Genomic DNA, 26,454 nt, shown 5'->3' with positions numbered 1-26,454 from the left:
CGTGTGGTCGGTGGGCGTCGTCGTTTTGGGGCGGGACGGGCGGTTGGTGGTCATCGGCCCGCCGCGTAGCCCTGGGCGCCGCGGGGGTTGGCGGCGGCCCGCAGGAAGGCGCCGTCGCGGGCCACCGCGCTCAGCCTGCCGAGCGACCACGGACCCTCGACCTCGACCTCGTGCCCGCGCCGCCGCAGCTCGGCCACCACGCCGGGGTCGAGCCGCTCCTCGACGTGCAACACCCCGGGACGCGAGCCACGCGGAAAGAACGAGCTGGGGAAGTGCGCGGAGTGGAACATGGGCGCCTCGATCGCCTCCTGGAGGTTCAGCCGCCCGTGCACGACGGCCAGGAAGAAGGCGACACTCCACTGGTCCTGCTGGTCGCCGCCCGGCGTGCCGAACGCCAGCCACGGCCTGCCGTCCCGGGTGGCGAACGACGGCGAGAGCGTGGTGCGCGGTCGCGCGCCGGGCCGCAGCGACGCGGGCAGCCCCTCCTGCAGCCAGAACATCTGCGCCCTGGTGCCCAGGCAGAAGCCCAGCTCGGGGATCGTGGGGGAGCTCTGCAGCCAGCCGCCGCTGGGCGTGGCCGAGACCATGTTGCCGAACCGGTCCACGACGTCCACATGACAGGTGTCGCCCCGCACCGCGCCGTCGGGCGTCACCGTCTGCTCACCGGCGCCGGTCAGGGGGCGCGGGCGGCCGGTCGGCGGTGTGTCGTGGCGGGCGACCGTCGGCTCGCCGATGCCCGGACGAACGGGCGCGGGAATCGCGGGGGAGACGGCCGCCGTGCCCGGCGGGAGGACCGGCAGCCGCGGCTCCCGGCCGCCGGGCGCGCCCGGCCGCAGCTCCAGGCTGGCCTGGGCCCCGATCAGCCGCCGCCGCTCTTCGTTGTACGACGCGCTCAGCAGGTCGGCCATGGGCACGTCCGCGTCGCCGTACCAGGCTTCGCGGTCGGCGAAGGCGAGTTTGGCCGCCTCGGTCACCACGTGCACGTAGTCGGCGCCCAGGAAGTCGACGGCGTCGAGGTCGAACCCGGACAGCAGGGCGAGCTGCTGCAGGAAGACCGGCCCCTGCCCCCAAGGTCCCGTCTTGTACACGGTGTGCCCGCGGTAGTCGAAGCTCACCGGCTCCTCGACCGTGGCGGACCAGCGGGCCAGGTCGTCCCCGGTGAGCAGGCCGCCGTGGACCTCGCCGGAGCTGTCCCGCCAGGCGGTGCCGGTGCTGAAAGCGGCGACGGCCTCGGCGACGAACCCTTCGTACCAGGCGTGCCGGGCGGCGGCGAGCTGACCTTCGCGGGTGGCCGAGGCGGCCTCGGCCTCGGCGACCAGCCTGCGGTAGGTCGCCGCGAGCACCGGGTTGGCCAGCCTCGAACCCGGCGCGGGCACCCGGCCGTCCGGCAGCCAGGTGGCCGCCGACGTGGGCCAGTCGTGCCTGAACAGCTCTTCGACCGTCCCGATCGTGGCGGCGATCCGGTCGAGCACCGGCACGCCGCGCTCGGCGTAGTGGATCGCCGGGGCCAGCACCTCGGCCAGCGACCAGGTGCCCCAGCGCTCCAGCAGCAGCATCCAGCCGCCGAACGCGCCCGGCACCGTCGCCGCCAGCAGGCCCGTGCCGGGGACGACGTCCAGCCCCATCGCGGCGAGGCGCTCGACGGTCGCGGCGGCGGGGGCGACGCCCTGCCCGCACACCGCCGAGACCTTCTGCTCCTCCTCGCTCCACAGCAGGATCGGCACCTCGCCGCCGGGGCCGTTCAGGTGGGGTTCGGCGACCTGGAGCACGAACCCGGCCGTCACCGCCGCGTCGAAGGCGTTGCCGCCGCGCTCCAGCACGCCCATCCCGGCCGCCGAGGCCAGCCAGTGGGTGCCGGCGACCATGCCGAAGTCGCCCGTCAGCTCGGGCCTGGTGGTGAACAACGGTCTCTCCTCCGGGGGGACGGGTTCAGGAGACTGTATACAATCCTCGAGTCCCACCCGCGTCGCGGGGTACCGGTTGCCGCCTGTCTAGTCGGCCGGCTGGTTCGCCGTACGGGGCACGGCCGCGAGGAACGACCGGCGGGCGGCGGCGACGTGCGCGACCGCCCTGGCCTGGGCCTCGTCCTCGTCGCCCGCCGCGATGGCCTCGCACAGGCTCAGGTGCTCCGTCCAGGAGTGCGGCCCCCGGACGGCGGCGGTCTGGCTGAAGACCCACTGCGCCCGCAGCACCATGGGCTTCATCATCAGGCTGAGGTAGGAGTTGCCCGCCGCCTCGCCCACGGCCAGGTGGAAGGCGGTGTTGAGGTCGGCCACCTCCGCCGGTCGCCCGGCCTCCACGGCCCGCTTGGCCGCGTCGAGCACCCGGCGCAGCCGCGCGACGGCCTCCGGGCTGCGTTTGCGCGCCGCCAGCCGGGCGGCCAGGCCCTCGACCGCCATGCGCACGTCGAAGAGCTCCTCGCCCTCCTCGGCCGTCAGCCGCGCGACCCTCGCGCCGACCCGTGGGACGACCTCGACGAACCCCTCGGCGGCCAGCACCCGGATGGACTCGCGCACGGGGTTGCGCGACACGCCGAGCAGCGCGGCCAGCCGATCCTCGACCAGCCGCTCGCCCTGGGCCAGCTCGCCGGACAGGATGCGACGACGCAGCTCCTCGGTGACCTCGCCCAGCAGCGTCGTACGCCCTGCGCCCCGCATCTCATCAGCCATATGGCCGCCCATCGTATACAAATCCGCGGACGGCCGATCGCCATCGACCGCTGACACCACCGACCGGTCAGGCGCGCAGGCGCAGCCCCCGGGGGGTCGGATGGAACCCGGCCGCCTCCAGGGCAGCCGCCAGCGGCGATTCCACGATGGACGCGCCGTCGGCCCGCTCCACCGTCAGCTTCCCGAGCGCTCCGTCGCGGACGGCCAGCGCCAGCGCGTCGACCGCCGGTTGCAGCCGCTCGTCGTCGGCGAACGACAGCAACGTCTTGCCGCCCCGCTCCACGTAGAGGACGAGGTGACCGTCCACGAGCACGACCAGCGAGCCGGCCTTCCTGCCCGGCTTGTGCCCGACGTCGCCGGGACGTTGCGGCCACGGCAGCGCGGCCCCGTACGGGCTGGCCGGGTCGGCGGCGGCCAGCACCACGGCCCGCCGCCCGGACCCGCCCCGGCCGCCGCGCCCGAGCAACCCGGCCTCGCCGCCCTGGTCGAACCCGCCGCCACCGGGCCGCGAGCTCCGGCCACCCTCTGGACCGCCGGCCCCACCGCCGAACCCGCCACCGAATCCGCCACCGACCCCGCCACCGAAGTCACCGCCGCCGGGCCGGCCGATCTCCCAGGCGGGGACCTCGGGCGGCGGACCGGAACCCTCGCCCGGCCCGCCCCCGGTCGGTGCGAGGCTCGGGGCCATGGCGCGCATCCGGTCGACCGCCCCCGCCAGCGCGAACTGCGCACCTCCCAGCCCCTCGACGAAGTACCCCCGGCGGCACCGCCCGCTCTCCTCGTAGGCCCGAAGCACCTGGTAGACGGGCGTGAACCCGCCGGGCAGCCGTTCGGAGGTCACCGCCCCGCGCGTCACCACGCCGTGCCGTTCGAGCAGCACCTCGGCCTGCGCGTGCGCCCGCTGCGTCGCGTCGTCGGCCGGACCGGGCAGCAGCCACCACCGCCCGGCCACGGTCGGCGGCCCGCTCCTCGACGGCAGCACGGCCCGGCGCCGCCGCGTCGTGGCGGGCCGGTGCGCGGGACGCCCGGTGCCCAGCGTGGCCCGCAGCGGCGCGAGCGTGTCGCCGGAGATTCGCCCCGACCACACCAGGTCCCACAACGCGGAGACCAGCGTCGCGTCGTCGAGCGCCCCGCCCTGGGCCCCGAGCTGGTCGGAGATGCCCCGGAAGAACAGCGCGCCCCCGCCGCCCAGCAGGTCGAGCACGCGCTGGTGCAGCGGCGTCATCGTGATCTCGGCCGGGTCGGGCAGCAGCAGCGGCGCGGTGTCGGCGAAGTAGAGCGACACCCATCCGTCGCCGCCGGGCAACGACCCCTGCCCCACCCACATCACCTCGCCCGACGAGGTCAGCTCGTCGAGCAGCGCAGGATGGTAGCCGGGCACGCGCGACGGCAGCACCAGCGTCTCCAGCGCGGACGCCGGCACCGCGGCACCCTGGAGCTGCTCGACGGACCGCACCAGCGCGTCCATGGCCCGCGCCGCCCCGGCCCGCGAGCCCTCGGACGACGTGCCAGAACCGGTGATGCCATGCCAGGCGGGCAGGAAGCGGGCCAGCGTCTCGGGTGCGACCGGCTCGACCTCCTTGCGCAGCCGGGCCAGCGACCTGCGGCGCAACATCCGCAGCACCCCGGCGTCGCACCACTCCTCGCCCCGGCCGCCCGGCCGGAACTCCCCGTTCACGACGCGCCCCGACGCGGCCAGCCGCCGCAGCGCGTCGGTGACCACGGCCGTGCCGAGCCCGAACCTGGCGGCGGCGGTGCCGGCGTGGAAGGGACCGCGGGTGCGGGCGTGCCGGGCCACCAGGTCGGCCAGCGGGTCGGGCACCGGCTCCAGGAACACGTGCGGCACCCCCACGGGCAGCGGCACGCCGAGCGCGTCGCGCAGCCGGGCGGCGTCCTCCACGGCCGCCCACTGCTCCTCGCCCGCGACGCGCACGCGGATGGCCCGGCGCGCGCGTTCCAGCTCCTCCAGCCAGGACGGGTCGCCGCCGCGCACGCTCACGTCGGGCGTCAGCAGCGGCCCGTGCGAACGCAGCAGGTCGGCCAGGTCTTCGGCGTCGCGCAGCGGCCGGTCGAGCCGGGCCAGCTCGCGCTCGCTGCTCACGATCACGTCGGGATCGAGCAGCTCGCGCAGGTCGGCCTGGCCGAGCAGCTCGGCCAGCAGCGTGGTGTCCAGCGCCAGGGCCTGCGCGCGGCGTTCGGCCAGCGGCGCGTCGCCCTCGTACATGAACGCGCCGACGTAGTGGAACAGCAGCGACGCGGCGAACGGCGAGGCCTGCGACGTCTCGACCTCCACCACCCGGATCCGGCGCGCCGCGATGCCGCGCATGAGCTGGACCAGCCCCGGCACGTCGAACACGTCCTGGAGGCACTCGCGCATCGTCTCCAGCACGATCGGGAACGAGGCGTACTGGGAGGCCACGCCCAGCAGATGGGCGGCCCGCTGGCGCTGCTGCCACAGCGGGCTGCGCCGGCCCGGCACACGGCGTGGCAGCAGCAGCGCCCGCCCCGCGCACTCCCTGAACCGGGAGGCGAACATCGCCGACCCGCCCAGCTCCTCGGTGACGATCTGCTCGATCTCCTCGGCGTCGAACGCCGCCACGTCGGTGGGCGGCTCGGCCAGCGTGTCGGGGATGCGCAGCACGATGCCGTCGTCGGAGTGCACGGCCTGCACGTCGATGCCGTAACGCTCGCGCAGCCGCCGGTTGATCGCCAGCGCCCAGGGCGCGTGCACCCGCGCGCCGTAGGGGGAGTGGATCACCACCCGCCAGTCGCCCAGCTCGTCGTGGAAGCGCTCGACCAGCAGGGTACGGTCGTCGGGCACGTAGCCCGTGGCCTCGCGCTGCTCGTCGAGGTAGGCCAGCAGGTTGCTCGCGGCGAACTCGTCGAGCCCCGCCTCCCTGATGCGGTCGGTGGAACCCTGCTTGGCCTGCTCCCGCAGGAACTGCCCGATCGCCCGGCCCAGCTCGGCCGGCCGCCCGGCCGCGTCGCCGTGCCAGAACGGCAGCTTCCCCGGCTGCCCGGGAGCGGGCGAGACCAGCACCCGGTCGGCCGTGATGTCCTCGATCCGCCACGACGTCGCGCCCAGCACGAACACGTCGCCCACCCGCGACTCGTAGACCATCTCCTCGTCGAGCTCGCCCACCCGGGACGCCTTCTCGCCCACGAGGAACACGCCGAACAGGCCGCGGTCGGGGATCGTGCCGCCGTTGGTCACGGCCAGCCGCTGCGCGCCGGGCCGCCCCTGGAGCGCGCCGGTGACGCGGTCCCAGACGATGCGCGGCCGCAGCTCGGCGAACTCCTCGCTCGGGTAGCGCCCGGCCAGCATGTCGAGCGTGGCCTCCAGCGCGCTGCGCGGCAGGGTGGCGTAGGGGGCGGCCCGCTTGACCACGGTCTCCAGCTCGTCGACGGTCCACTCGTCGAGCGCGGTCATGGCCACGATCTGCTGGGCCAGCACGTCGAGCGGGTTGCGCGGGTAGCGCAGCTCCTCGATCTGCCCGCCGCGCATGCGCTCGGCCACCACGGCCGTCTGGACGAGGTCGCCCCGGTACTTGGGGAAGATCACCCCTCGGGAGACCGCGCCCACCTGGTGGCCGGCCCGGCCGATGCGCTGCAGCCCGCTGGCCACGCTCGGCGGGGCCTCCACGCACGCCACCAGGTCGACCGCGCCCATGTCGATGCCCAGTTCCAGGCTGGAGGTGGCGACCACGGCGGGCAGCCGCCCCGACTTGAGCGCCTCCTCGATCTGGGCCCGCTCCTCCTTCGACACCGAGCCGTGGTGGGCCCGGACGATCTCGCTCACCACGCCCTTGCTCGCCCCCGCCTGCGCCATCGTCTCGGCCGGCATGCGCCTGGACGGCGGCTCCCGGTCGTCCGGCGGGGGCTCCTGGTCCTGCGGCGGTGTCTCCCAGATCGACAGGTCGATCGCCTCGGGCCCCTGCCGCCGCGTGTAGGCCAGCTCGTTGAGCCGGGTGCACAGCCGCTCGGCCAGCCGCCTGGAGTTGGCGAACACGATCGTCGAGCTGTGGGACTCGATCAGGTCGAACAGGCGGTCTTCCACATGGGGCCAGATCGACCGGCCGGACGACGGCTCGACCTGCTCGGGATCGGGCGCGCCCGCCATCTCCGTCATGTCCTCGACCGGGACGACGACCTCGATCTCGATGCGCTTGTCGGACGGCGGCTGCACCACCGTCGCCGGACGCGTGCCGCCGAGGAAGGCCGCCACCTCGCTCACCGGCCGCACGGTCGCCGACAGCCCCACCCGCTGGGCCGGACGCTCCAGCAGCGCGTCGAGCCGCTCCAGGCTGAGCGCCAGATGGGCGCCGCGCTTGGTGGCCGCGACCGCGTGCACCTCGTCGACGATCACCGTCTCGACGTCGCGCAGCGCGTCGCGCGCCTGGCTGGTGAGCAGCAGGAACAGCGACTCGGGGGTGGTGATCAGAATGTCGGACGGCTTGGCGGCGAACCGCCTGCGCTCCTCGGCCGGGGTGTCGCCGGAGCGGATCGCCACCGAGATCTCCGGCACCGGCAGCCCGAGCCGGCGCGCCGTCTGCCTGAGCCCGGCCAGCGGCGCGCGCAGGTTGCGCTCGACGTCGACGGCCAGCGCCTTGAGGGGCGACACATAGAGCACGCGGGTGCCCGGCTTGTGCCCCTTCGCCGCGCCCTCGCCCGGTGCCTGCCCGGCCGCCCGCGCCGCGAGCCGGTCGAGCGACCACAGGAACGCCGCCAGCGTCTTGCCCGACCCCGTGGGCGCGACGACCAGCGTGTTGTCGCCGCGCGCGATCGACTCCCACGCGCCCTCCTGGGCCGCCGTGGGCGCCTGGAAGGCGCCGGCGAACCATTGCCTGGTCACCTGGGTGAAGTGGTCTAGCGAGCTCACCAGCACATACTGCCTCGCGCCACCGACAGAAAACGCATTGGAGCGACGCCGGGTGATTGAGCGGGGGTCAAGGCGGACATACAGCGACCGTGACCATTGATTATGCCGCCGTCGAGACCCGACGCGCACAGTTGCGGCGCCAGTACGCCTTACCGCACCGGCCGTCGAGCAGCGCCCGTGGCCTGCATCACGTGGCCATGTTGTCGTCCGATGTGGAGCGGACCATCAAGTTCTACCAGGAACTTCTGGAGTTCCCGCTGACGGAGATCATCGAGAACCGCGACTACAGGGGTTCGAGCCACTTCTTCTTCGACATCGGCAACGGCAACCTGCTCGCGTTCTTCGACTTCCCGGGGCTCGACCTCGGCCCGTACCAGGAGGTGCTCGGCGGGCTGCACCACGTGGCGATCTCCGTCGACCCCGCCACCTGGGAACGGCTGCGCGGCAAGCTGGAGATGGCCGGCGTGCCGCACCAGATCGAGAGCGGCGCCTCCATCTACTTCAAGGACCCCGACGGCGCCCGGCTGGAGCTGCTCGCCGACCATCTCGGTGAGATGTACGGTGCGCGAGTTCTGTGACTGTTCGTCCCGGCTCAGCGCCGTGACGCCCTGCGCGTACGCGGCCTGCCCGCACGCGGCTCCTGCCTGATTCCCGCGTGCCGCTCCGATCGCTGTCCCTTCTCCTTCTGGACGGCCTGCCGCATCGCGAGCGACAGCCGGCGGCGCCGCGTCCTGTTGGCCTTGGTCCTGGCGGTCTTCGGGGGTGAAGACTTGGGGGTCTTTGGCATGCGGATGTCTTACCCACACCTGACGCGATTCCATACTTGGTCCATGCGCCTGACCGAGTTCTGGAGACGGATGAACGTCCATTTCGGCGAGACCTATGCCGAGTCGTGGGCCCGCGACTACGTGATCGCCCCGCTGGGCGGCCGTACCGTGATCCAGGCGCTGGCCGACGGCGAGAGCGCCAAGACCGTGTGGCGGGCCGTGTGCCAGGTGGAGAACGTCTCACCCGGGCTGCGTTGAGCCCAGCGTCCGGCGGAGCGCGTCCGCCGTGGCCTCCAGGTCGTCCGCGCTGCCCTGGCCGCCCGGCGACCACAACAACGTCCAGCCCTCGCTGGAGGGGGTGGCGAAGATGATCGTCTGGCGGCGCGTGCGCGGATGCCACACCCACAGCACCGGATCGTCGCCGCCGACCATGCGGCTGACCAGCCCCTGATGGGGCAGCAACTCGGCGAGCGCCTCCAGAAGGGTGCGCCGTTCCCCGGTGTAGCCACTCGCCACTTCGCCGCCTTCCAGCCGATCCCCTGCATGGGAGTCTCCCCAGCTCACGGCGTATGACAACACGTCGGCGGCAACCCGCGCGGAAGATCGCGAAAGCCCTCGCCTCCCGCGCCCCAAGTGTCACCGGAGCCCCGGCGCCCGCGCTCCCCGCCCGGCGGTCCGCGTTTTCCGGGACGGCTCAGGTCCGCGTCACCGGGCCGGATCCGTGTTCTTCGGGACCGGCAGGATCCGCGTTTCCGGACGGGGCGGATCGGGATTTCCCGACGGGTCAGATGCCGCTCGTCCGCGAGGGGCAGGCGTTCGTCGGGCCCGGACCCAGGCAGCCGCCCATGCGGGGGCACCCCATCACATCCGCCCGCCGCGCCCGATCCCACGGCAACGACCCCCCGGGCAGACCCCACGGCCAATCCGCCGGCAACCACCATGAACGTGAGCGACGTCCGAGCAACGGCCCCGCCCTCCTCTGACCACGACGCATGCATCCCAGCAGCGTGTTCGTGATGTGATCGAACAGCCGTTCGGCTACGATGAACCTGCCGAACCCGGCCACGCCTTCCCCGACCGTCTCAGAAAATGTCGGTGGCAGGCCGTAGCTTTCACTCGACTGATCGGACCACGACCCTCCAGAGGGAGCTCCCATGGCTATCAACGACCGCGAGAAGGCCCTCGAGACCGCGCTCGCTCAGATCGAGCGGCAGTTCGGCAAGGGCTCCGTCATGCGACTGGGCGACGACGCCCGAGCCCCCATCGAGGTGATCCCCACCGGGTCGATCTCCCTTGACGTGGCCCTCGGCATCGGCGGCCTCCCGCGTGGGCGCATCGTCGAGATCTACGGCCCCGAGTCCTCGGGCAAGACCACGGTCGCCCTGCACGCGGTGGCCAACGCCCAGCGGGCCGGCGGCATCGCGGCGTTCATCGACGCCGAACACGCCCTTGACCCCGAATACGCCAAGAAGCTGGGCGTCGACACCGACGCCCTGCTGGTCTCCCAGCCCGACACCGGTGAGCAGGCGCTCGAGATCGCCGACATGCTGATCAGGTCCGGCGCGGTCGACATCATCGTCATCGACTCGGTGGCCGCCCTGGTGCCCAAGGCCGAGATCGAGGGCGAGATGGGCGACAGCCACGTCGGCCTCCAGGCCCGCCTGATGTCCCAGGCCCTGCGCAAGGTCGCCGGCGCGCTCAACAGCACCGGCACCACCGCGATCTTCATCAACCAGCTCCGCGAGAAGATCGGCGTCATGTTCGGCAGCCCCGAGACCACGACCGGTGGTAAGGCGCTCAAGTTCTACGCCTCCGTCCGCATGGACATCCGCCGCATCGAGACCCTGAAGGACGGCACGGAGGCGGTCGGCAACCGCACCCGGGTCAAGGTCGTCAAGAACAAGATGGCCCCGCCCTTCCGCGTCGCCGACTTCGACATCCTCTACGGCGTGGGCATCTCCCGCGAGGGCGGCCTCATCGACATGGGCGTCGAGCACGGCTTCGTCCGCAAGTCGGGCGCCTGGTACACGTACGAGGGCGACCAGCTGGGCCAGGGCAAGGAGAACGCGCGCAACTTCCTGAAGAACCACCCCGACATGGCCAACGAGATCGAGAAGAAGATCAAGGACAAGCTCGGGGTCGGTCCGAAGCTCGACACGCCCGCCGAGCCCGCCGCCGCCGTCCCGGCGCCCGCGGCCGCGCCCTCGGGGCGTGGCTCGAAGTCCACCCCCAAGCCGGGTGACGTCTGATCGGTCGGCGCATGAGTGACAGGGATCCGTCGCAGGCGCCCCGTTCCCAGGACTGGGGCGCATGGCCCGACCTCCCCGCCTCGGGGGAGCGCAGAAAGCGCGGACCCCGCGGCCCCCGGGCCACCCCCTCCGACCCGACGCCCACGTCCCCCACCCCCGAGCCGCCGACCTGGGCCACCCCGGCTGAGCCGGTGACCGGGGCAACGCCGGCTGAGTCGGTGACCAGGGCCACCATCTCCGAGCCGGTGACCCGGGCTACCGGCCGTCCGGCCTCGGGCAGGGGTTCCCGTGGCGCCGACCTGGCCCGGTCGGCCGCGGACGGCTGGCCGTCGGTAGACGAATGGCACGAACAACGCGCCCGCCTCCGAGCCGCCGCCTCCGAGCCCCCCACCCCCGACGACGACCACTCTCCGACCGCCCACGACGGGCTGGACGCAGCCGCCGATCACGCTGAGGCCGCTGGTGTCGTTCACCATGAAGTGGACGACGTGGTGGTTCGCGACGACACGGACGACGTGGTGGTTCGCGACGACACGGACGACGTGGTCGTCCAAGCGCAGGTGGACGACGAGGGTGTGTCGAGCTGGGGCACGGGCGGGCAGACCGTTGCCGCGCCCTCGGCGTGGGGCCCTGGTCGGCAGGCCGTTGTCGCGCCCCCGGCATGGGGCCCGGGCCGGGAGATGGCCGCGCCGGCCTTCCATTGGCCGGGCGACCCCCGCCCCCAACCCGACGGGGGAGATACAGGTTCGACTCGCGAAGCCGACCGAAGCCTGAGCAATGAGGCTGAGGTCGAGCTGGGTGGAGGGGCGCCCGTTGCGCCGAGCGATGAGGCTGACGGTGGGCCGCGCAGAAGGGCTGGCGTTGCGCCGGAAGGTGACGCCGGTGCCGGGCTGAGCGAAGGGGCCGGCGTTGCGCCGGGCAGTGAGGCCGATGTCGCGCCGAGCGGTGAAGCGGGCTTCGGGCTCGGGCTCAGGCCGCACAGTGAAGTGTTCATGACGTGGCCAGGCGCTGAGCGTGGCGATCCGGCTGACCGGCCCACTCCCGGCTGGCTCCACTCGTCCGCCCCCAGCGCTCAGGACGACGAAGCCGCCCCCGATGGCGGCGCGGACAGTCGTGGCCGAGCCGGTGGGCGAGGCAGCAGCCGGACCAGTGGCCGGGCCGGGGGACGGGCGTCCCGAGGTCGCTCCGACGCGGATGCCGACGCGCCGATCTTCGTCTGGCCGGGCGAGCGTAAGGCTCCTGCCGACCCGAACACCGCTGCGAGCGAACCTTCCGAAGAAGCCCGCGCCGAGCCGGCCCGTAAGCGCAGTCCCGGAAGACGTAAGAGGAAGGCCATCGACGAGGATTTCGCCGGAAGCTCCCTAGATGAGCCGAGCGATCACGACCGCGAGGACGCCGCTGGGCGGCGTACGAGCAGGCAGAAGGCTCGGGACAGCGAGGGCTTCTCCGGAAACTCTTCGAATGAGCTGATTGGTCATGATGGCGAGGGCGCTGCTGGCGTAGCTCCGCGGCGTACGAGCGAGCGCGGAGATCAGGAGAGTGAGGAGAGCTCCGAGGCGCGGTCGGCTGGGCTGAGTGGTCAGGATGGCGGCGGTGTCCCTGAGGAGCGCCTGCGGGAACGGGAAGATCCGTACGAACCTGGCGGCGTTGGCGGAAGGCCGGAGGGTGAGGCTTTCTCCGAGGAAAAGCGCGGCGCCGATGAGTGGCACTCTGAGGTGCTGGCCGGAAGCAGTTGGTTCGGCGATGCGCAGGACGCGGGTGGGAAGAAGCGTTCAAGCAAGGGGCGCCGGACCGGCGGCCGAGGCGCCGGACGGGGGAACGGCAGGGGGAGCGGACGCTTCGGGAGAGGCGCGACCGGCCGCGGCGGCCCGCTGTTCGACGGGTCGCCGCCTGATGGGTCGCCGTCTGATGGGCCAATGCACGACGGGCCCGTGCATGACGGACCACCGCATCACGGGCCATCGGGTGACGAGCCATCGCATCCCGGAGCATCGCATCGCGGGCCGTTGCCTGATGGGCCGGACGTGGGCAGTTCCGCTGCGGCGGCGCCTGCGGCGGATCCGGAGTCCGTTGCGCGGGCCATCTGTCTTCGGTTGCTCACCATGGCACCCAAGACGCGGGCGCAGCTCGCCGAGGCCCTTCGCAAGAGGGACGTACCGGATGAGGCTGCCGGAAAGGTGCTTGATCGGTTTGTCGAGCTCGGGCTGATCAATGACGAGGCGTTCGCGGAGGCGTGGGTCGATTCCCGGCACCACGGACGGGGCCTCGCCAAGCGTGCGCTCGCGGCCGAGCTGCGCCATCGGGGTGTGGACACCGAGACCGTGAAGGAAGCCGTGGAGCGCCTGGATTCCGACCAGGAGGCCGAGACGGCCCGACGACTGGTGGACCGTAAGCTCGCCTCCACCCGATCCCTCGACTCGCAGACCCGTACGCGGCGTCTGGCCGGCATGCTCGCGCGCAAGGGGTACTCGTCGGGGCTGGCGTACCGGGTGATCCGGGAGGCTCTCGAACAGGAGGGCATCGACCTGGAGGACGACTTCTCCTGATCCCTCAGGGGCTTCCACCTGCCCCGGAGCCTGTCACGCTCGGGGCTCAGAGCGATGGAGGGACTGTGGGGCTGCCTCCAGGCGGGATCCTCTCGCTCGGAGCGTGGGGCCTGAAGGCCTGCGGCCGGCCTCGGAGTATAGGAAGGCCGAAAAGGTGCAGGTCTGCCATCGGGGTCGAAGTTTCCCGCGCTCGGGCTCAGGCAGATCACCAAGGGCCGTCGGAGGTCTACGGTTTCATGGGCGGTGGTCGCTGGGTGCGGGTTGTGGGCTTTGTCTGGGCGATGGGGATTGGAGAGGTGAGGGTGGGGGACAAATGGGGGTGATCGTGGGTTATGTGGTTGATTGGGGAGATGCGGGCCCGTAAGACACGCTTGAGGACGCGTTTGCTTGCTCGTGACCTGTTCGACGCATAACCTCGACGACAGTGAGGAGTTACTCCGCGCAGCGCGGATTGCCATACCGGTGAACGACGGACGAACGAGCTCGGTTGATCGAGGCAGGCGAGGTGTCGGCTATGGGGGCCGATGCCCGGTCCGCCTTGGCCTGACATCGGCCCTGGAGACGACGCCGACCGGGCTTTCCGTGGCGCGCACGTGACCCCTCCCGTTTTGGGTCCGCGTTATGAGGTGTTGACGACGCGAGGAGGGCGGGGCGCGCATGCAGCCGCTTGTCGTGGTGCTGATGGTGGCGGTGCTCGTGCTCGCGTTCGGGATGATCGTGGCGCTGCTCGTCGTCATACGCCGTACGTCTGGCGGTTTGCCCCGGAAGTCCGAGCCGAGCCCTGAGCAGGTCGAGGCCGTACACGCGGAGCTTGAGGAGGCGCGGGAGCGGGCCAGGGAGATCCGCGCCAAGGCTGAGAGCGACGCCGAGGAGCTCCTGCGCAGGTCGGAGAGCGCCGTCGAGAGCGCCGCGCAGATGCGGCGGGAGGTCGAGGAGGAGAGCCGGATCCTGAAGTCCGAGCTCAAGGAGCTCCGGACCGATCTCGAACGCAGGGAGGCCAGGCTGGCCGAGCGCGAGCAGCGGCTCGACGAGGAGGCCAGGCGGCAGTCCGAGCGGGACAGGAAGCTGGCTGAGACCGAGGTCGAGCTGGCCGACCGGCGCGAGGAACTGCTCCAGGTCGAGGACGAGCGGCGGCTGATCCTGGAACGGGTCGCCGGGCTGACGGGGGAGCAGGCCAAGTCCGAGCTGGTCAAGGAGATCGAGAACCAGGCCAAGCGCGAGGCGGCGCTGATCATCAGGGAGATCGAGGGCGAGGCCCGCAAGGAGGGCGAGAAGCGGGCCACCAAGATCGTGACGCTGGCGGTCCAGCGGGTGGCGGCCGAGCAGACGGCCGAGTCGGTCGTCAGCGTGCTGCATCTGCCCGGCGACGAGATGAAGGGCCGGATCATCGGGCGCGAGGGGCGCAACATCCGGGCGTTCGAGTCGACCACCGGCGTGAACCTGATCATCGACGACACGCCGGAGGCGGTGTTGTTGTCGTGTTTCGACCCGGTTCGCAGGGAGACGGCGCGGCTCACGCTGGAGAAACTGGTGCTGGACGGGCGCATCCATCCGCAGCGCATCGAGGAGGCGCACGACCGCAGCCGTCAGGAGGTCCAGGACCTCTGTGCGCGGGCCGGCGAGGACGCGCTGGTCGAGCTGGGCATCACGGACATGCATCCCGAATTGACGCTGCTGCTCGGGCAGCTTCGTTACCGCACCTCCTACGGTCAGAACGTGCTCAAGCACCTCATCGAGTCCGCGCACATCGCCGGGATCATGGCGGCCGAGCTGAAGATGAACCAGCAGCTCATGAAGCGGTGCGCACTGCTGCACGACATCGGCAAGGCGCTCACGCACGAGGTCGAGGGCAGTCACGCGCTGATCGGCGCCGAGATCGCCCGCCGGTACGGCGAGCAGGAGGACGTGGTGCACGCCATCGAGGCGCACCACAACGAGGTCGAGGTCCGTACGGTCGAGGCGGTGCTCACGCAGGCGGCCGACGCCATCAGCGGCAGCCGTCCGGGGGCGCGCAGGGAGTCGCTGGAGGCGTACGTCAAGCGGCTGGAGCGGCTGGAGGAGATCGCGCAGTCGTACGAGGGCGTGGAGAAGGTGTTCGCCATGCAGGCCGGGCGGGAGATCCGGGTCATGGTCAAGCCGGACGCGATCGACGACATCCAGGCGCAGGTGATCGCCCGGGACGTGGCCAAGCAGGTGGAGGAGGAGCTGACGTACCCGGGGCAGATCCGGATCACGGTGGTGCGCGAGTCCCGCGCCACCGAGTTCGCCCGCTGACCCCGAGAAAGCCGCCCGCCGGCCCCGAGAAGACTCACCCATTCCGAGAACCCGCCCATGCCAGTAGCCCGCTGGTTCCAGGAGGTGGAAGCGCCCGGGGGCGGGTCAGGTTGATGCTGGAGCCTTCTGGCGGGTGAGGCGGCGTGTCGGCGGGCGCGGGGTGCGCCCGCCGAGAGACGCAGCTCAGGCCAGGCGGATGCGGGGGTCCAGAAGACCATAGGCGATGTCCACGATCAGGTTCGCCACCACCACGGCGGTGGTGGCCAGGATGACGACGCCCATGATCACCGGCAGGTCCCCGCTGATGAACGCCTGCACCACCGCCTGCCCGATGCCGCCGAGCCCGAAGACCGACTCCGTCACCACCAGGCCGCCGATCAGCGTGCCGATGTCCACGCCGAGCTGGGTCACCACGGGGGTCAGTGCGGCGCGCAGGCCGTGCCGGTAGATGACGCGGCCCTCGGGCACGCCCTTGGCGCGGGCCGTACGGATGTAGTCCTCGCCCAGGACGTCCAGCATGGAGCCCCGGGTGAGCCGGGCGTACGAGGCCGCCTGGACCATGGCCAGCGTGATCCACGGCAGGATCAGATGGCGAGCCCATTCGCCGGGGTTCTCGGAGAAGGGGACGTAGGAGTCGGGCGGCAGGATCGGGGCGCCCGCCATGGTGAGCTGGAAGAAGAAGAAATACAGCAGCAGCAGGCCGACCACGAACGTCGGCATGGAGACCCCGGCCAGGGCCAGCGTGGTCAGGGCGCGGTCGAGGAACGAGCGGACGCGGGTGGCGCTGAGCACGCCGGCGCCGACGCCGACGCAGAGCCAAAGGACGGCGCCGCCGAGCACCAGCGAGAACGTCGGCGGGAAGTCCTGGGCGAGCAGCTTGCCCACCGATTCGCCCGAGAAGTACGACTGGCCGAGGTCGCCGTGCAGCAGCCGGCCCAGGTAGTCGAAGTACTGGACGATGGTGGGACGGTCGAGGCCGAGGTTGTGCCGGATCAGGTCGACCTGCTCGGGGGTGGCCTGGCGGCCGGCCAGCGTACGGGCGGGGTCGCCGGGGGCGACGAAGAACAGGAAGAACGTGCCCAGGGAGACCAGCCACAACACCAGCACCCCGAGCAGCGTCCGCCGCAGCAGGAACCGTCGCAACATCAGCCCTCCACCTCCTGAAGCAACCCGAGCTCCTGAAGCAACCCGGGCTCCTGAAGCAACCCCCGTTCCCGAAGCAACCCCGGCTCCTGAAGCAGCTCCGGCTCCGGAAGCGACTGAGGCTTCTGAAGCAACCCCGGCTCCGGAAGCGACTGCGGCTTCTGAAGCAGCACCGGCATCCCACCCCGGTCACGAAGCAGCGGCATCGGACCCCCCAGCAGCGGCACCGGACCCAGAAGCAGCAGGCGCGGACGCCGGAGCGGCGGCCGCGCGCCTGTTCCGCCGTCGCCGGCGGCTGAACAGCCGTTCCATCCGGGGATCGATGGCGTCCCTGATCCCGTCGCCGACCAGGTTGAACGCCAGCGTCGTGATCAGCAGCGAGGCCGCCGGGAAGCCCAGATACCAGTACGCCACCCGGTAGAACCCCTGGGCCTCGCTCAGCAGGTTCCCCCACGACGGGGTGGGGGGAACGATCCCGAGCCCCAGATAGGACAGGGTGGACTCGAACACGATCGCGGCCGGCACCAGCAGCGTGGTGAGCACGATGACGGGGGCCAGCAGGTTCGGCAGGATGTCGACGAACATGATCCGCGCGTCGCCGGCACCCATCGACCGGGCCGCCTCGACGTACTCGCGTTCCTTGAGCGACAACGTCTGGCCGCGCACCACGCGGGCGATGGCCGCCCAGGAGTAGAACGAGATCACCCCGATCGTCGCGGTCAGCGAGGGCCCGGCGATGGACACCACCGCGATCGCGAAGATCAGGTACGGGAACGACAGGACCACGTCCATGAGCCGGGACAGGATGGTGTCGATGACGCCGCCGTAGTACCCGGCCAGCAGCCCGATGACGACCCCGACCAGCGCCGCCACGCCGGTCGCGACCACGCCGACGAGCAGCGAGACGCGCGCGCCGTACAGGACCCTGATGAACAGGTCGCGGCCGAGGCGGTCGGTGCCGAACCAGAACTCGCCGTTGGGCGCGACGGGCAGGCCCTGGTCGGTGATGCCGGTGTCGCGGAACTGCTCGTCGGGGTCGTGGCCGTTCCACGCCGAGATGAGCGGCGCGGCCAGGGCCAGCAGGCACAGCAGCACGACGACGATGCCCGAGATCAGGGCCACCCGGTCGGACCTGATCCGCGCCCAGGCGAGCTGCCAGGGGCTGCGTCCGGCGATCGTGCGGTCGGTGACGACGTCCGGACGGATCTCCGTGAGAGTCATGCGGTCCTCCCGGCGGTCAGGTCCTCGCCCGCCTCGACGGGGTAGTGACAGGCCACCAGGTGCTCCTGGGGCACCAGCAGCGGTTCCTCGGCCGAGCAGCGTTCGCGCGCCTTCGGGCACCGCGGATGGAACCGGCACCCGGCGGGCGGGTCGATCGGCGAGGGCACGTCGCCGGTGAGGATGATGCGGTGCCGCCGCTCGGCCTCGTCGGGGTCGGCCACGGCGGTCGCCGACAGCAGCGCGTTAGTGTACGGATGGCGGGGCACCGCGTGCAGTTCCTCCGCGGTGGCCAGTTCGGCCACCTTGCCCAGGTACATGACCGCGATCCGGTCGCTGACGTGCCGCACCACCGACAGGTCGTGGGCGATGAACAGGTACGTCAGCCCGAAGTCGTCCTGGAGGTCCTTGAGCAGGTTGAGGATCTGGGCCTGGATGGAGACGTCCAGCGCCGAGACCGGCTCGTCGCAGATGATCAGCCGCGGCCGCAGCGCGAGCGCCCGCGCGACCCCGATGCGCTGCCGCTGCCCGCCGGAGAACTCGGCGGGGAACCGGTTGTAGTGCTCGGGGTTGAGCCCGACCCGTTCCATCAGCTCCTGGACGGTCCGCCGCAGCTCCTGGCCGCTCTGCACCCGGTGGATGACGAGCGGGTCGGCGATGATCGAGCCGACCCGCCGGCGCGGGTTCAGCGAGCCGTACGGGTCCTGGAAGATCACCTGGATGTCGCGCCGGTAGGGCCGCATCCGGCGCCGCGGCAGGTTCGTGATGTCGTCGCCGTCGAAGCGCACGCTGCCGGAGGTGATGGGATGCAGGCCCGCGATGCACCGGGCCAGCGTGGACTTGCCGCAGCCGGTCTCGCCGACCAGGCCGAGCGTCTCGCCGGGCGACAGCGACAGGCTGACGCCGTCGACGGCTCTGACCTGGCCGATCGTCTGCTTGATCAGCATGCCGCTGGTGATGGGGAAGTGTTTGACCAGGTTCTCGACTTCGAGCAGCATCAGGACTCCTCCGCCGTGCCGAGCACCGCCCGCTTGCGCAGCGCCTCGGCCTCCGCGCCGAGCCCGATCGCCTCGTGCGGCAGCCAGCACGCCGAGGCGTGGCCGCGCGCGCCCGTGATGGAGGCCAGCGGCGGCCGCTCGGCGGGACAGACCGGCATCACGTACGGGCAGCGCGGATGGAAGGCGCACCCGGACGGGATCGCGATCAGGCTGGGCGGCGAGCCGGGGATGGGCCGCAGCCGTCCGCCGCGGTCGCCGGTGCTGCCCGGGATCGACTCCAGCAGGCCCTTGGTGTACGGGTGGTGCGGTTGGTAGTAGAGCGTGCGCCGGTCGGCCCGCTCGACGACGAGCCCGGCGTACATGACGAGCACCTCGTCGGCCATGCCGGCCACGACGCCGAGGTCGTGCGTGATGAGGACGAGCGCGATGTCGAACTCGGCCTGCACCCGCCCGATCAGCTCAAGGATCTGCGCCTGGACGGTCGCGTCCAGCGCGGTGGTGGGCTCGTCGGCGACGATGAGCTTGGGGTTGAGCGCGAGCGACATGGCGATCATCGCCCGTTGCCGCATGCCGCCGGAGAACTGGTGCGGGTAGTCGTCCACCCTGCGGTCGGGACGCGGGATGCCCACCAGGCCCAGCAGCTCGACGGCCCGTTTCCTGGCCTCGGCGCGGCGGGTGCCGGGATGGTGGACGCGGATCAGCTCCTCGATCTGCCAGCCGACCTTGTAGAGCGGGTGCAGGCTGGTCAGCGGGTCCTGGAAGACCACGCTGATCTCCGCGCCGCGGATGCGGCGAAGCTGCTCGTTGTCGAGTCCGAGCAGGTCGACTCCCTCGAACAGGGCCGTACCCGAGATGTCGGCGTCGGGGGTCAGCCCGAGGATCGCCTGGGTGCTCACGGTCTTGCCACTGCCGGACTCGCCGACGATCGCCAGCGTCTGGCCTCGGTCGACGGTGAACGACAGCCCCCGCACCGCCTGGACCACGCCGTCGGAGGTGGGGAAGGACACCTGGAGGTCGGTTACCTCAAGCAGGCTCATATGTCTCCCTCGCGGCCGTCCCGCGGGCCCGCCTGCCGGCGCGCCCGCGGGAGGCCGGTCGTCAAGGCGTGTTGGGGTTCAGCCAGAGGTTGGTGACGTCGAAGACCTGGTACGACGGCAGGTACAGGGCGTTCTGCACCCGCTTGTTCTTGTAGAGCGGCGTGTTCTGGTTGTTCAGCGGCACGATCACCGCGTCGGCCAGCACCGTCTGGTCGGCCTCGTGCCACAGCGCCGCGGCCTTGGCCTGGTCGGTCTCGGCGAGCGCCCGCTTGATCAGGTCGTCCACCTTGGGGTTGCTGTAGCAGCCGTAGTTGCTGGTGCCGGCGTTGCAGTTGGTCTGGAACAGCGGCTGCATGACCGCGCGGCCGTTGTTGCCGTACCAGTCGGGGATCCAGCCGGGGGCCGACAGGTCCCACTCGCTGTTCTTGGCGTGCGAGGGCGTCTGCAGGTAGGTGTAGTAGTCGCCCTGGCGCAGCGGCAGGCCCTTGACGGTGATGCCGCACTTCTTCAGGTCGGCCGCGTACGACTGGAAGTTGGCCGGGTGGTTGCCCGCGTTGCGGAAGGCGCCGATGAGGGTCAGCCCGTTGGGGTAGCCGGCCTCGCTCAGCAGTTGCTTGCACTTGGCCGGGTCGCCCTGGTCGCCCGGCGTCGGGTACGGGTTGTACTCCTGGTAGCCGATGTTGCCGGGCGGGATGACGGTGTGCAGCGCGGTCGCGACGTCCGCGCCGCCGTAGATCTTGGCGATGGCGGTCTTGTTGATCGCGTACTCGATGGCCTGGCGGACCTTGAGCTTGCCCATCGCCCCGCCGGCGTTCTTGCTCTGCAGGTTGAACACCACGTACGGGTTCGTCACCGCGCCGGGGAAGATCGTGAAGTTGGGGTCGTTGCTCTTGAGCTGCGGGATCTGCGAGGTCGGCACCGGCAGGTCCCACGACAGGTCGGCGCTGCCGGCCTCGATCTGCTGCTGGACGGCGTCCGGCTCGCCGACGCCCATCTTGACGTCGATGGCGTTGACGTACTGGTGCCTGATCGGGTCGGACTCCTGCTTCCAGGCCGGGTTCTTCTCCAGCCGGATCGACTTGGTGGCCACGTACGAGGTGATCTTGTACGGGCCGTTGGAGATCACGTGCTGGCGGAAGGTGGCGTCGTCGGGGACGTACTGGTCGTACTCCTGCGGCGCGGCCGAGGCGAAGTTCAGGGCCAGGATGTTGAGGAAGTCACCGGCCGGCTGGGTCAGGGTGAAGACGACCGTCTTGTCGTCCTTGGCCTGCACGCCGGCGATGTCGTGGCCGTTCTGGAAGTCGGCCAGGGCCTTGGCGGTGGGCTTGGCCTTCTCGAACGCCTTGATGTAGGCGTCGCAGTACTCGGCCATGCCCTTGATCGTGCTGGTGTAGTAGCCGGGCGCGCCGGAGCCCGCCACCGGGTTGCAGATGCGCTTGAACCCGCGGACGAAGTCGCCCGCCGTCACCGGCCGCGGCGGCTGGGTGTCCCACTGCACGCCGTCGCGCAACTTGATGGTGTACGTGAGCTTGTCGGCGCTCAGTCCGCCGTTCGCCTCGGTGGGCAGCTCGGTCGCTATGTCGGGCAGCACCTCGTAGCCCTTGGTGGTGTCGGCTCCCGCCGCGACGCCCTGGAGGGCGTACAGCTGGCGCGAGTAGCCGCGCATGATCCCGATGGTGACGACGTAGTAGATGCTGGTCGGGTCGAGATGGTCGACGTCGCCCGAGCCCACGAGCCTGAGCGTGCCGCCCGTGACCGGGCTTCCGGAGCTCTGGCTCGCTGCGGGGGGCGGAGCGGATTTGCTGGTTCCGTTCTGCGTCGCGCAGGAGGTGGCGAGCAGAGTTGCCGCCGCCACCGTGATGATGCTGAGATGGCGCAAGCTGGCCATCTGGCCTCCCTCGTGCCGAGATGGGGGTGTTGTTGGCTGGCACAGCTGGGGCGCGTGTCGTGGCCGCGACGCGCGCCCCACGTTTACTGAGACGAGCAACCCATGCCGGAGGAAGACTGTCGAGGTCGGTTACGTAACTGTTTGCGACTAGCGACTGGTCGGTAATGCTGATTCAGTACGGGAATTGTCTGGAGATCGCGACATTAACTGAATAGCTGCTGGTAGAAAGCCAGCTCGGCGGCCAGGGCCGCGACCCGCGTCTCCAATCGGCGAAATCCATGGGATTCGCCGTCGAAAGCGAGATAAGTGCAGGGGACGCCGCGCTCGGACAACGCGTCGGCGAAGGCCGTCGACTGCTCGGGCGGCACCACCGGGTCGTCGAGCCCCTGCAGCAGCAGCATCGGGCAGGACACGCCGTCGACCAGGCCGAGCGGCTCCCTGGCGGCATAGACGGCCGGGTCGTCGCCGACCAGCCACTCGACGTACCGGGACTCGAAGTCGTGGGTGTGCGCGGCGAGCGGCGCGAGCGCGCTGACGCCGTAGTAGGACACCCCGCCCGCGAACACGCCGGAGCGGCAGCAGGCGGCCATCACCGTCCAGCCGCCCGCGCTGCCGCCGCGCACCGCGATCCGGGCCGGGTCGGCCAGCCCGGAGTCGGCCAGCCACCGGGCGGCGGCGACGGTGTCGGCGACGTCGACCAGCCCCCACTGGCCGCGCAGCCGCTCCCGGTAGGCACGGCCGTAGCCGGTGGAGCCGCCGTAGTTGACGTCGAGCACGCCGATGCCGCGCGAGGTCAGGAACGCCTTCTCCAGGTCGAGCGCGGTGTCGGCGTGGGCGGTGGGGCCGCCGTGCACGAACACCACGAACGGCGTCGGCTCCTCGGCGACCTGGTGCAGGAAGGCGTGGACGGGCCGCTCGCCCGGCACGACCACCGGCCGCGGATCGGGCACCCCGGACAGGTCGGGCAGACGCTCGCCGGCCCGCGCCAGCGGCTCGGCCCGCCCGGCGGCGACGTCGACCCGCACGACCGAGCGCGGCAGCCGGGCGGCGTGGCCGACGCCCGTCACGGACATGCCGTCGGCCGCGAGCGCGGCCTGCCATCCGGTGTGGGGCAGGTCGAGGTCGTGGAGCGCGCCGGTGGCCGGGTCGAGCACGCCCAGCCGCAGGTCGCCGCGCCCGTGCAGGACGGCGAGCCGCCCGTCGCCGAGCACGGCGTAGGGCGCGCCGCCGAGCTGCCACGGCGGCTGCGTGAACTCCTCCTCGGCCGGGCACAACGCCCGCGGCGCGGCGCCGTCGAGGCCGCACTCGTAGAGGTTCCACCAGCCGGAGCGGTCGGAGACCAGGTAGAGGGTGGCGTCGTCCTTCCAGGCGGGCGACAGGACGGACTCCGCCTCGCCGCCCAGCACCGTGCGGGACTGCCCGTCGCGCAGCCGGACGACGCGCAGCTCGGTGCCGTCCCAGGGCATGCGGGGGTGGTTCCAGCAGACGTAGGCCAGGTGGGTGCCGTCGGGGGACAGGGCGGGGGAGGCGTAGAAGTCGTGGCCGCAGGCCCGCTCCCGGGGCTCGCCGCCCGCCAGCGGGATCGACACGACGGACCGGGTGATCTTGCCGTGCTCGCCGTGGCGCTCGCGCACCGCCCAGACCTCGCCGTCGTGGACGCTCAGGTCGGCGTAGCGGGAACCTTCGGCCGTGAGGGGTTTCGGCTGGCCGTTTTGCCCGAGAAGGTACAGGCGCTGGTCGGCCAGAGCGGCGAAGACCACGTCGCCGCCGGGCGTCACGGCATAGGGACGGCCGCCGTACTCGTGGACCCTCGTGCGCGCGCTCCAGGGGGCGGGCAGCAGGTCATGGCAGGTGCCGTCGGCCTCGCGGCGGACGATCGCGGTGCGGCCGCCCTCGCCCGGACGGTCTTCGGTCCACCACACCCGGCCGCCCTGGGCGACGGGCCAGCCGGGCCGCAGACCGGCGGCGGCGACGTCGCGAGCGGAGATGGGGGACGGCCAGAAAGGCATACTTGCATCCTGCCGGAAGATCCGGGGCCGTGGGGCGCGATCAAGAACATCTCTCCTGCGGCGGCATCGTGGTGGGCAGGTTGAGCCCGGTGTCGCCGAACCACTTGCGCAGCAGCCGCGTGGCCGTCCCGTCCCGCCACATCTCGACCACGGCCCGCTCGGCGGCCTCGCAGGTCTCGATGTCGCCCTTCTTCAGGCCGATGGCGTACCGCTCGTCGGTGAAGGGGTCGTTCAGCAGCCGGAACAGGCCGGGGGCCTGCTGGGCGAAGCCGGCCAGGGTCAGGTCCTCGGTGGAGACGGCGTCCAGCTCGCCGGCGCTGAGTTTGCGCACGCAGTCGGAGTAGTTGGCCGCGGGCACGGCCACGACGGGCAGGTCGAGCTTGCCGTCCGGCGGCGGGTCGGCGACGCGCTTGAAGGAGTTGGAGCCGGGCACCTGGCACACGCGCTTGCCACGCAGGTCGGTGACCTGGCGGATGGACGCGTCCTCGGCCCGGACCATCGTGTCCTGGTGCACGAGCACGTACGGGCCGGCGAAGGTCACCTTGGGCCTGCGGGCCTCGGTGATGGAGTAGGTGGCGAACACCATGTCCACGGTGCCGTTCTGGAGCAGCGCCTCCCGGCCTGCCGCCGGCGCCTCCCGCCAGGTGATGTGCACGGGACGGCCGCGGGCCAGCTTGGCGACGACGTACCGGGCGACGTCCACGTCGAAGCCCTCCGGATCGCCGGGACCGGCCTTCAGGCCCAGGCTCGGCTGGTCCCACTTGGTGCCCACGATGACCTGGCCGGTGCCCCTGATCTTGCCCACGACGCTGGAGTAGGCGCCACCGCCGCCGCACGCCACCGGTACGGCGAACGCGGCCGTGCCGGCCAGCGCCACCACGACTCCACGTATCCGCACGCACAGGAGTCTGTGGGCTGACCGGCTCCGCGGGGCCGGTCAGCGTGCCGCACCGGCGAAGATCTGAGCCTTTCTTTACGAGACGGCGGCGGGACGGAAGCCCCGCCGCCGTGCTCGTCCGCGGGCCCGTGGCCGGGCCCGCGGGTCACTCCACGGGGATGTCGGGCGCCATGCCGCCGCCCTCGGTGCCCTGGCCGGTGGCGACGCCGACGGAGGCCGCGCCGGGGGTGGCGATCGGCCGCGCCGAGGTCTTCCTGCTGCGCCGGCTGCGCCGCTCCAGCCGGGTGGCCAGGTAGCTCAGCGTCATGTTGAGCGCCACGTAGATGACGCCGATGACGATCGCCGCCGGGATCAGCGAGCCGAAGTACGCGGCCGGCAGGATCTTGAACCCGGTGTTGAGCAGGTCGACGTAGGCGATGATGTAGCCGAGCGCGGTGTCCTTCAGCAGCACCACGAGCTGGCTGATGATCGCCGGCATCATCGTCGTGACCGCCTGCGGCAGCAGCACCAGGCGCAGCACCTGGTTCTTGCGCATGCCCACCGCGTAGGCGGCCTCGGCCTGCCCCTTGGGGATGGCGTGCACGCCCGCGCGCACGATCTCCGCCAGCACCGAGCCGTTGTAGAACATCAGGCCCAGGACCACCGCGATGAAGGCGTAGTCGCCGCCGCCGGCGACGGCGGGCGCCAGGTAGAAGATGAAGAAGATCAGCAGCAGCAGCGGGATGGACCTGAAGATCTCCACCACCGCGGCCGCCGGCACCCTGATCCAGGCGTGGTCGGAGAGCCTGGCCAGGCCGAAGACCGCGCCGAAGACCAGCGCGAGCACCGCCGCGGCGGCCGCAGCCTCCAGCGTGCCGAGCAGGCCCGGCAGGATGAACTCCCGCCACACCTCGGCCGTCAGGAACGGCTGCCAGATCTTGCCGTCCCACTGGCCCTTGGCGTCGAAGCCCCGGTAGACGAAGTACACGACGGTCAGGACCGCCAGGACACTGATCGCCGTCAGCAGGTGGTTGCGCAGCCGGGCCCGCGGGCCGGGGGCGTCGAACAGGACGGACGCGCTCATCGCGCCACCGCCAGACGCCTGGCCAGCCAGCCGGAGAAGAAGCCGATCGGCATGGTCACGATCATGAAGGCCACGACCACCCCGAGGAAGATCGGGATCGAGGCCCCCGTGGTGTCGAACGTGAGCTTCATCTCCGCGGCCACGTCGGCGGCGTACCCGCCGGCGACCGCCACCGTCGTGTTCTTGATCATGGCGATCATCACGCTGGCCAGCGGCGCGATGACCGATCGGAACGCCTGCGGCAGGATGATCAGCCGCAGCGTCTGCATGAAGCTCAGCCCGATCGCCCGGGCCGCCTCCGCCTGTCCCATCGGGACCGTGTTGATGCCCGAGCGCACCGCCTCGCACACGAACGCCGACGTGTAGAGCGACAGGCCCATCGAGACGATCCAGAAGGAGTTCGTCCGCGGCTCGCCGGAGAAGACGAGGCCGAGCTTGTCGCTCAGGCCCAGCGCCGAGAACGCCAGCACCAGGGTGAGGGGGGTGTTGCGCACCACGTTCACATAGACCGTGCCCACCGCGCGCAGCACGGGCGTCGGGGAGACGCGCATCCCGGCCAGGACCGTCCCGAGGACGAGCGAGACGACCGCGGCCACGAGCGCGATCCTGATGTTCCCCCAGAAGCCCATCGCGAGGTCGGGCAGGTACTTGATTAGTTCATCCATCGTGCTCCACCGCATAGAGCGGCGGGGGGGGGGGGGCCGCCCCCCCCCCCAGGGGGGGGGGGGGGGGGCCCGCCGCCGGGGGCGCGGGGTGCGCCACCCTCAGGCCCACCGTTGCGCCCAACCACAACAACACCCCCGGGGTAAAGGTGGC

The 26,454-nt window shown here is 71.7% G+C and carries 18 protein-coding genes; 5 read left to right on the top strand and 13 right to left on the bottom strand.

Annotated features, from left to right (window positions below):
- Nucleotides 1–50: 50 nt before the first annotated feature.
- The 3 genes from ACIBST_RS47960 to ACIBST_RS47950 all read right to left on the bottom strand — a co-directional run bounded on the left by ACIBST_RS47960 (nucleotide 51) and on the right by ACIBST_RS47950 (nucleotide 7,554).
- Complete coding sequence (locus ACIBST_RS47960) at nucleotides 51–1,865, bottom strand: gamma-glutamyltransferase (protein WP_397180172.1); 1,815 nt, start codon at nucleotides 1,863–1,865, stop codon at nucleotides 51–53.
- A gap of 126 nt (nucleotides 1,866–1,991) precedes the next feature.
- Nucleotides 1,992–2,669 (bottom strand): GntR family transcriptional regulator, encoded by a 678-nt coding sequence (locus tag ACIBST_RS47955; protein ID WP_397180135.1) that lies wholly within the window; start codon nucleotides 2,667–2,669, stop codon nucleotides 1,992–1,994.
- A gap of 67 nt (nucleotides 2,670–2,736) precedes the next feature.
- Nucleotides 2,737–7,554 (bottom strand): ATP-dependent helicase, encoded by a 4,818-nt coding sequence (locus tag ACIBST_RS47950; RefSeq protein WP_397180134.1) that lies wholly within the window; start codon nucleotides 7,552–7,554, stop codon nucleotides 2,737–2,739.
- A gap of 83 nt (nucleotides 7,555–7,637) precedes the next feature.
- On the opposite strand from ACIBST_RS47950, the gene ACIBST_RS47945 reads away from it, so the two are divergent.
- Both ACIBST_RS47945 and ACIBST_RS47940 read left to right on the top strand, forming a co-directional pair.
- Nucleotides 7,638–8,126, top strand: coding sequence for a VOC family protein (locus ACIBST_RS47945; protein WP_397180133.1), 489 nt, complete (start codon nucleotides 7,638–7,640; stop codon nucleotides 8,124–8,126).
- A 252-nt stretch (nucleotides 8,127–8,378) separates the two neighbouring features.
- Nucleotides 8,379–8,573, top strand: coding sequence for a DUF3046 domain-containing protein (locus ACIBST_RS47940; protein WP_397180132.1), 195 nt, complete (start codon nucleotides 8,379–8,381; stop codon nucleotides 8,571–8,573).
- Here the strand turns inward: ACIBST_RS47940 and ACIBST_RS47935 are convergent.
- A complete protein-coding gene (locus ACIBST_RS47935) occupies nucleotides 8,556–8,831 on the bottom strand; it encodes a hypothetical protein (RefSeq protein ID WP_397180131.1) in 276 nt (91 codons plus the stop codon). The genes ACIBST_RS47940 and ACIBST_RS47935 overlap by 18 nt on opposite strands.
- 638 nt (nucleotides 8,832–9,469) lie before the next feature.
- Here ACIBST_RS47935 and recA point away from each other — a divergent pair.
- The 3 genes from recA to rny all read left to right on the top strand — a co-directional run bounded on the left by recA (nucleotide 9,470) and on the right by rny (nucleotide 15,384).
- The gene (recA, locus tag ACIBST_RS47930; protein ID WP_352323144.1) at nucleotides 9,470–10,564 is read left to right on the top strand and encodes a recombinase RecA; all 1,095 of its coding nucleotides are present in this window, start codon (nucleotides 9,470–9,472) and stop codon (nucleotides 10,562–10,564) included.
- A 2,024-nt stretch (nucleotides 10,565–12,588) separates the two neighbouring features.
- Nucleotides 12,589–13,110: a recombination regulator RecX gene (gene recX / locus ACIBST_RS47925; RefSeq protein ID WP_397180130.1), complete on the top strand. Its 522-nt coding sequence runs from the start codon at nucleotides 12,589–12,591 to the stop codon at nucleotides 13,108–13,110.
- Between the two features lie 657 nt (nucleotides 13,111–13,767).
- On the top strand, nucleotides 13,768–15,384 hold the full coding sequence (gene rny, locus ACIBST_RS47920; RefSeq protein ID WP_397180129.1) for a ribonuclease Y: 1,617 nt from the start codon (nucleotides 13,768–13,770) through the stop codon (nucleotides 15,382–15,384).
- A 183-nt stretch (nucleotides 15,385–15,567) separates the two neighbouring features.
- Here rny and ACIBST_RS47915 read toward each other — a convergent pair whose 3' ends face one another.
- The 9 genes from ACIBST_RS47915 to ACIBST_RS47875 all read right to left on the bottom strand — a co-directional run bounded on the left by ACIBST_RS47915 (nucleotide 15,568) and on the right by ACIBST_RS47875 (nucleotide 26,303).
- Nucleotides 15,568–16,530, bottom strand: coding sequence for an ABC transporter permease (locus ACIBST_RS47915; protein ID WP_352327360.1), 963 nt, complete (start codon nucleotides 16,528–16,530; stop codon nucleotides 15,568–15,570).
- Between the two features lie 186 nt (nucleotides 16,531–16,716).
- A complete protein-coding gene (locus ACIBST_RS47910; RefSeq protein ID WP_397180128.1) occupies nucleotides 16,717–17,748 on the bottom strand; it encodes an ABC transporter permease in 1,032 nt (343 codons plus the stop codon).
- On the bottom strand, nucleotides 17,745–18,743 hold the full coding sequence (locus ACIBST_RS47905) for an ABC transporter ATP-binding protein (protein ID WP_397180127.1): 999 nt from the start codon (nucleotides 18,741–18,743) through the stop codon (nucleotides 17,745–17,747). The genes ACIBST_RS47910 and ACIBST_RS47905 overlap by 4 nt, the downstream gene beginning before the upstream one ends.
- A complete protein-coding gene (locus ACIBST_RS47900; protein WP_397180126.1) occupies nucleotides 18,743–19,780 on the bottom strand; it encodes an ABC transporter ATP-binding protein in 1,038 nt (345 codons plus the stop codon). Before ACIBST_RS47900 ends, ACIBST_RS47905 begins: the two co-directional genes overlap by 1 nt.
- A 61-nt stretch (nucleotides 19,781–19,841) precedes the next feature.
- Nucleotides 19,842–21,668 carry an ABC transporter substrate-binding protein gene (locus ACIBST_RS47895; protein ID WP_397180125.1) on the bottom strand — a complete coding sequence of 609 codons (1,827 nt, stop codon included), beginning with the start codon at nucleotides 21,666–21,668 and terminating at the stop codon, nucleotides 19,842–19,844.
- 203 nt (nucleotides 21,669–21,871) lie between these two features.
- Nucleotides 21,872–23,677 carry a S9 family peptidase gene (locus ACIBST_RS47890; protein ID WP_397180124.1) on the bottom strand — a complete coding sequence of 602 codons (1,806 nt, stop codon included), beginning with the start codon at nucleotides 23,675–23,677 and terminating at the stop codon, nucleotides 21,872–21,874.
- 40 nt (nucleotides 23,678–23,717) lie between these two features.
- The gene (locus tag ACIBST_RS47885; protein ID WP_397180123.1) at nucleotides 23,718–24,575 is read right to left on the bottom strand and encodes a glutamate ABC transporter substrate-binding protein; all 858 of its coding nucleotides are present in this window, start codon (nucleotides 24,573–24,575) and stop codon (nucleotides 23,718–23,720) included.
- Between the two features lie 145 nt (nucleotides 24,576–24,720).
- A complete protein-coding gene (locus ACIBST_RS47880) occupies nucleotides 24,721–25,638 on the bottom strand; it encodes an amino acid ABC transporter permease (RefSeq protein ID WP_397180122.1) in 918 nt (305 codons plus the stop codon).
- Nucleotides 25,635–26,303 carry an amino acid ABC transporter permease gene (locus ACIBST_RS47875; RefSeq protein WP_397180121.1) on the bottom strand — a complete coding sequence of 223 codons (669 nt, stop codon included), beginning with the start codon at nucleotides 26,301–26,303 and terminating at the stop codon, nucleotides 25,635–25,637. The genes ACIBST_RS47880 and ACIBST_RS47875 overlap by 4 nt, the downstream gene beginning before the upstream one ends.
- Nucleotides 26,304–26,454: the final 151 nt, after the last annotated feature.

Origin of the sequence: Nonomuraea sp. NPDC049684 (assembly GCF_044465345.1) — a bacterium.
Classification (GTDB): domain Bacteria; phylum Actinomycetota; class Actinomycetes; order Streptosporangiales; family Streptosporangiaceae; genus Nonomuraea.
Note: the sequence above shows the minus strand (reverse complement) of the source record. Positions and strands in the feature narration are given on the sequence as shown.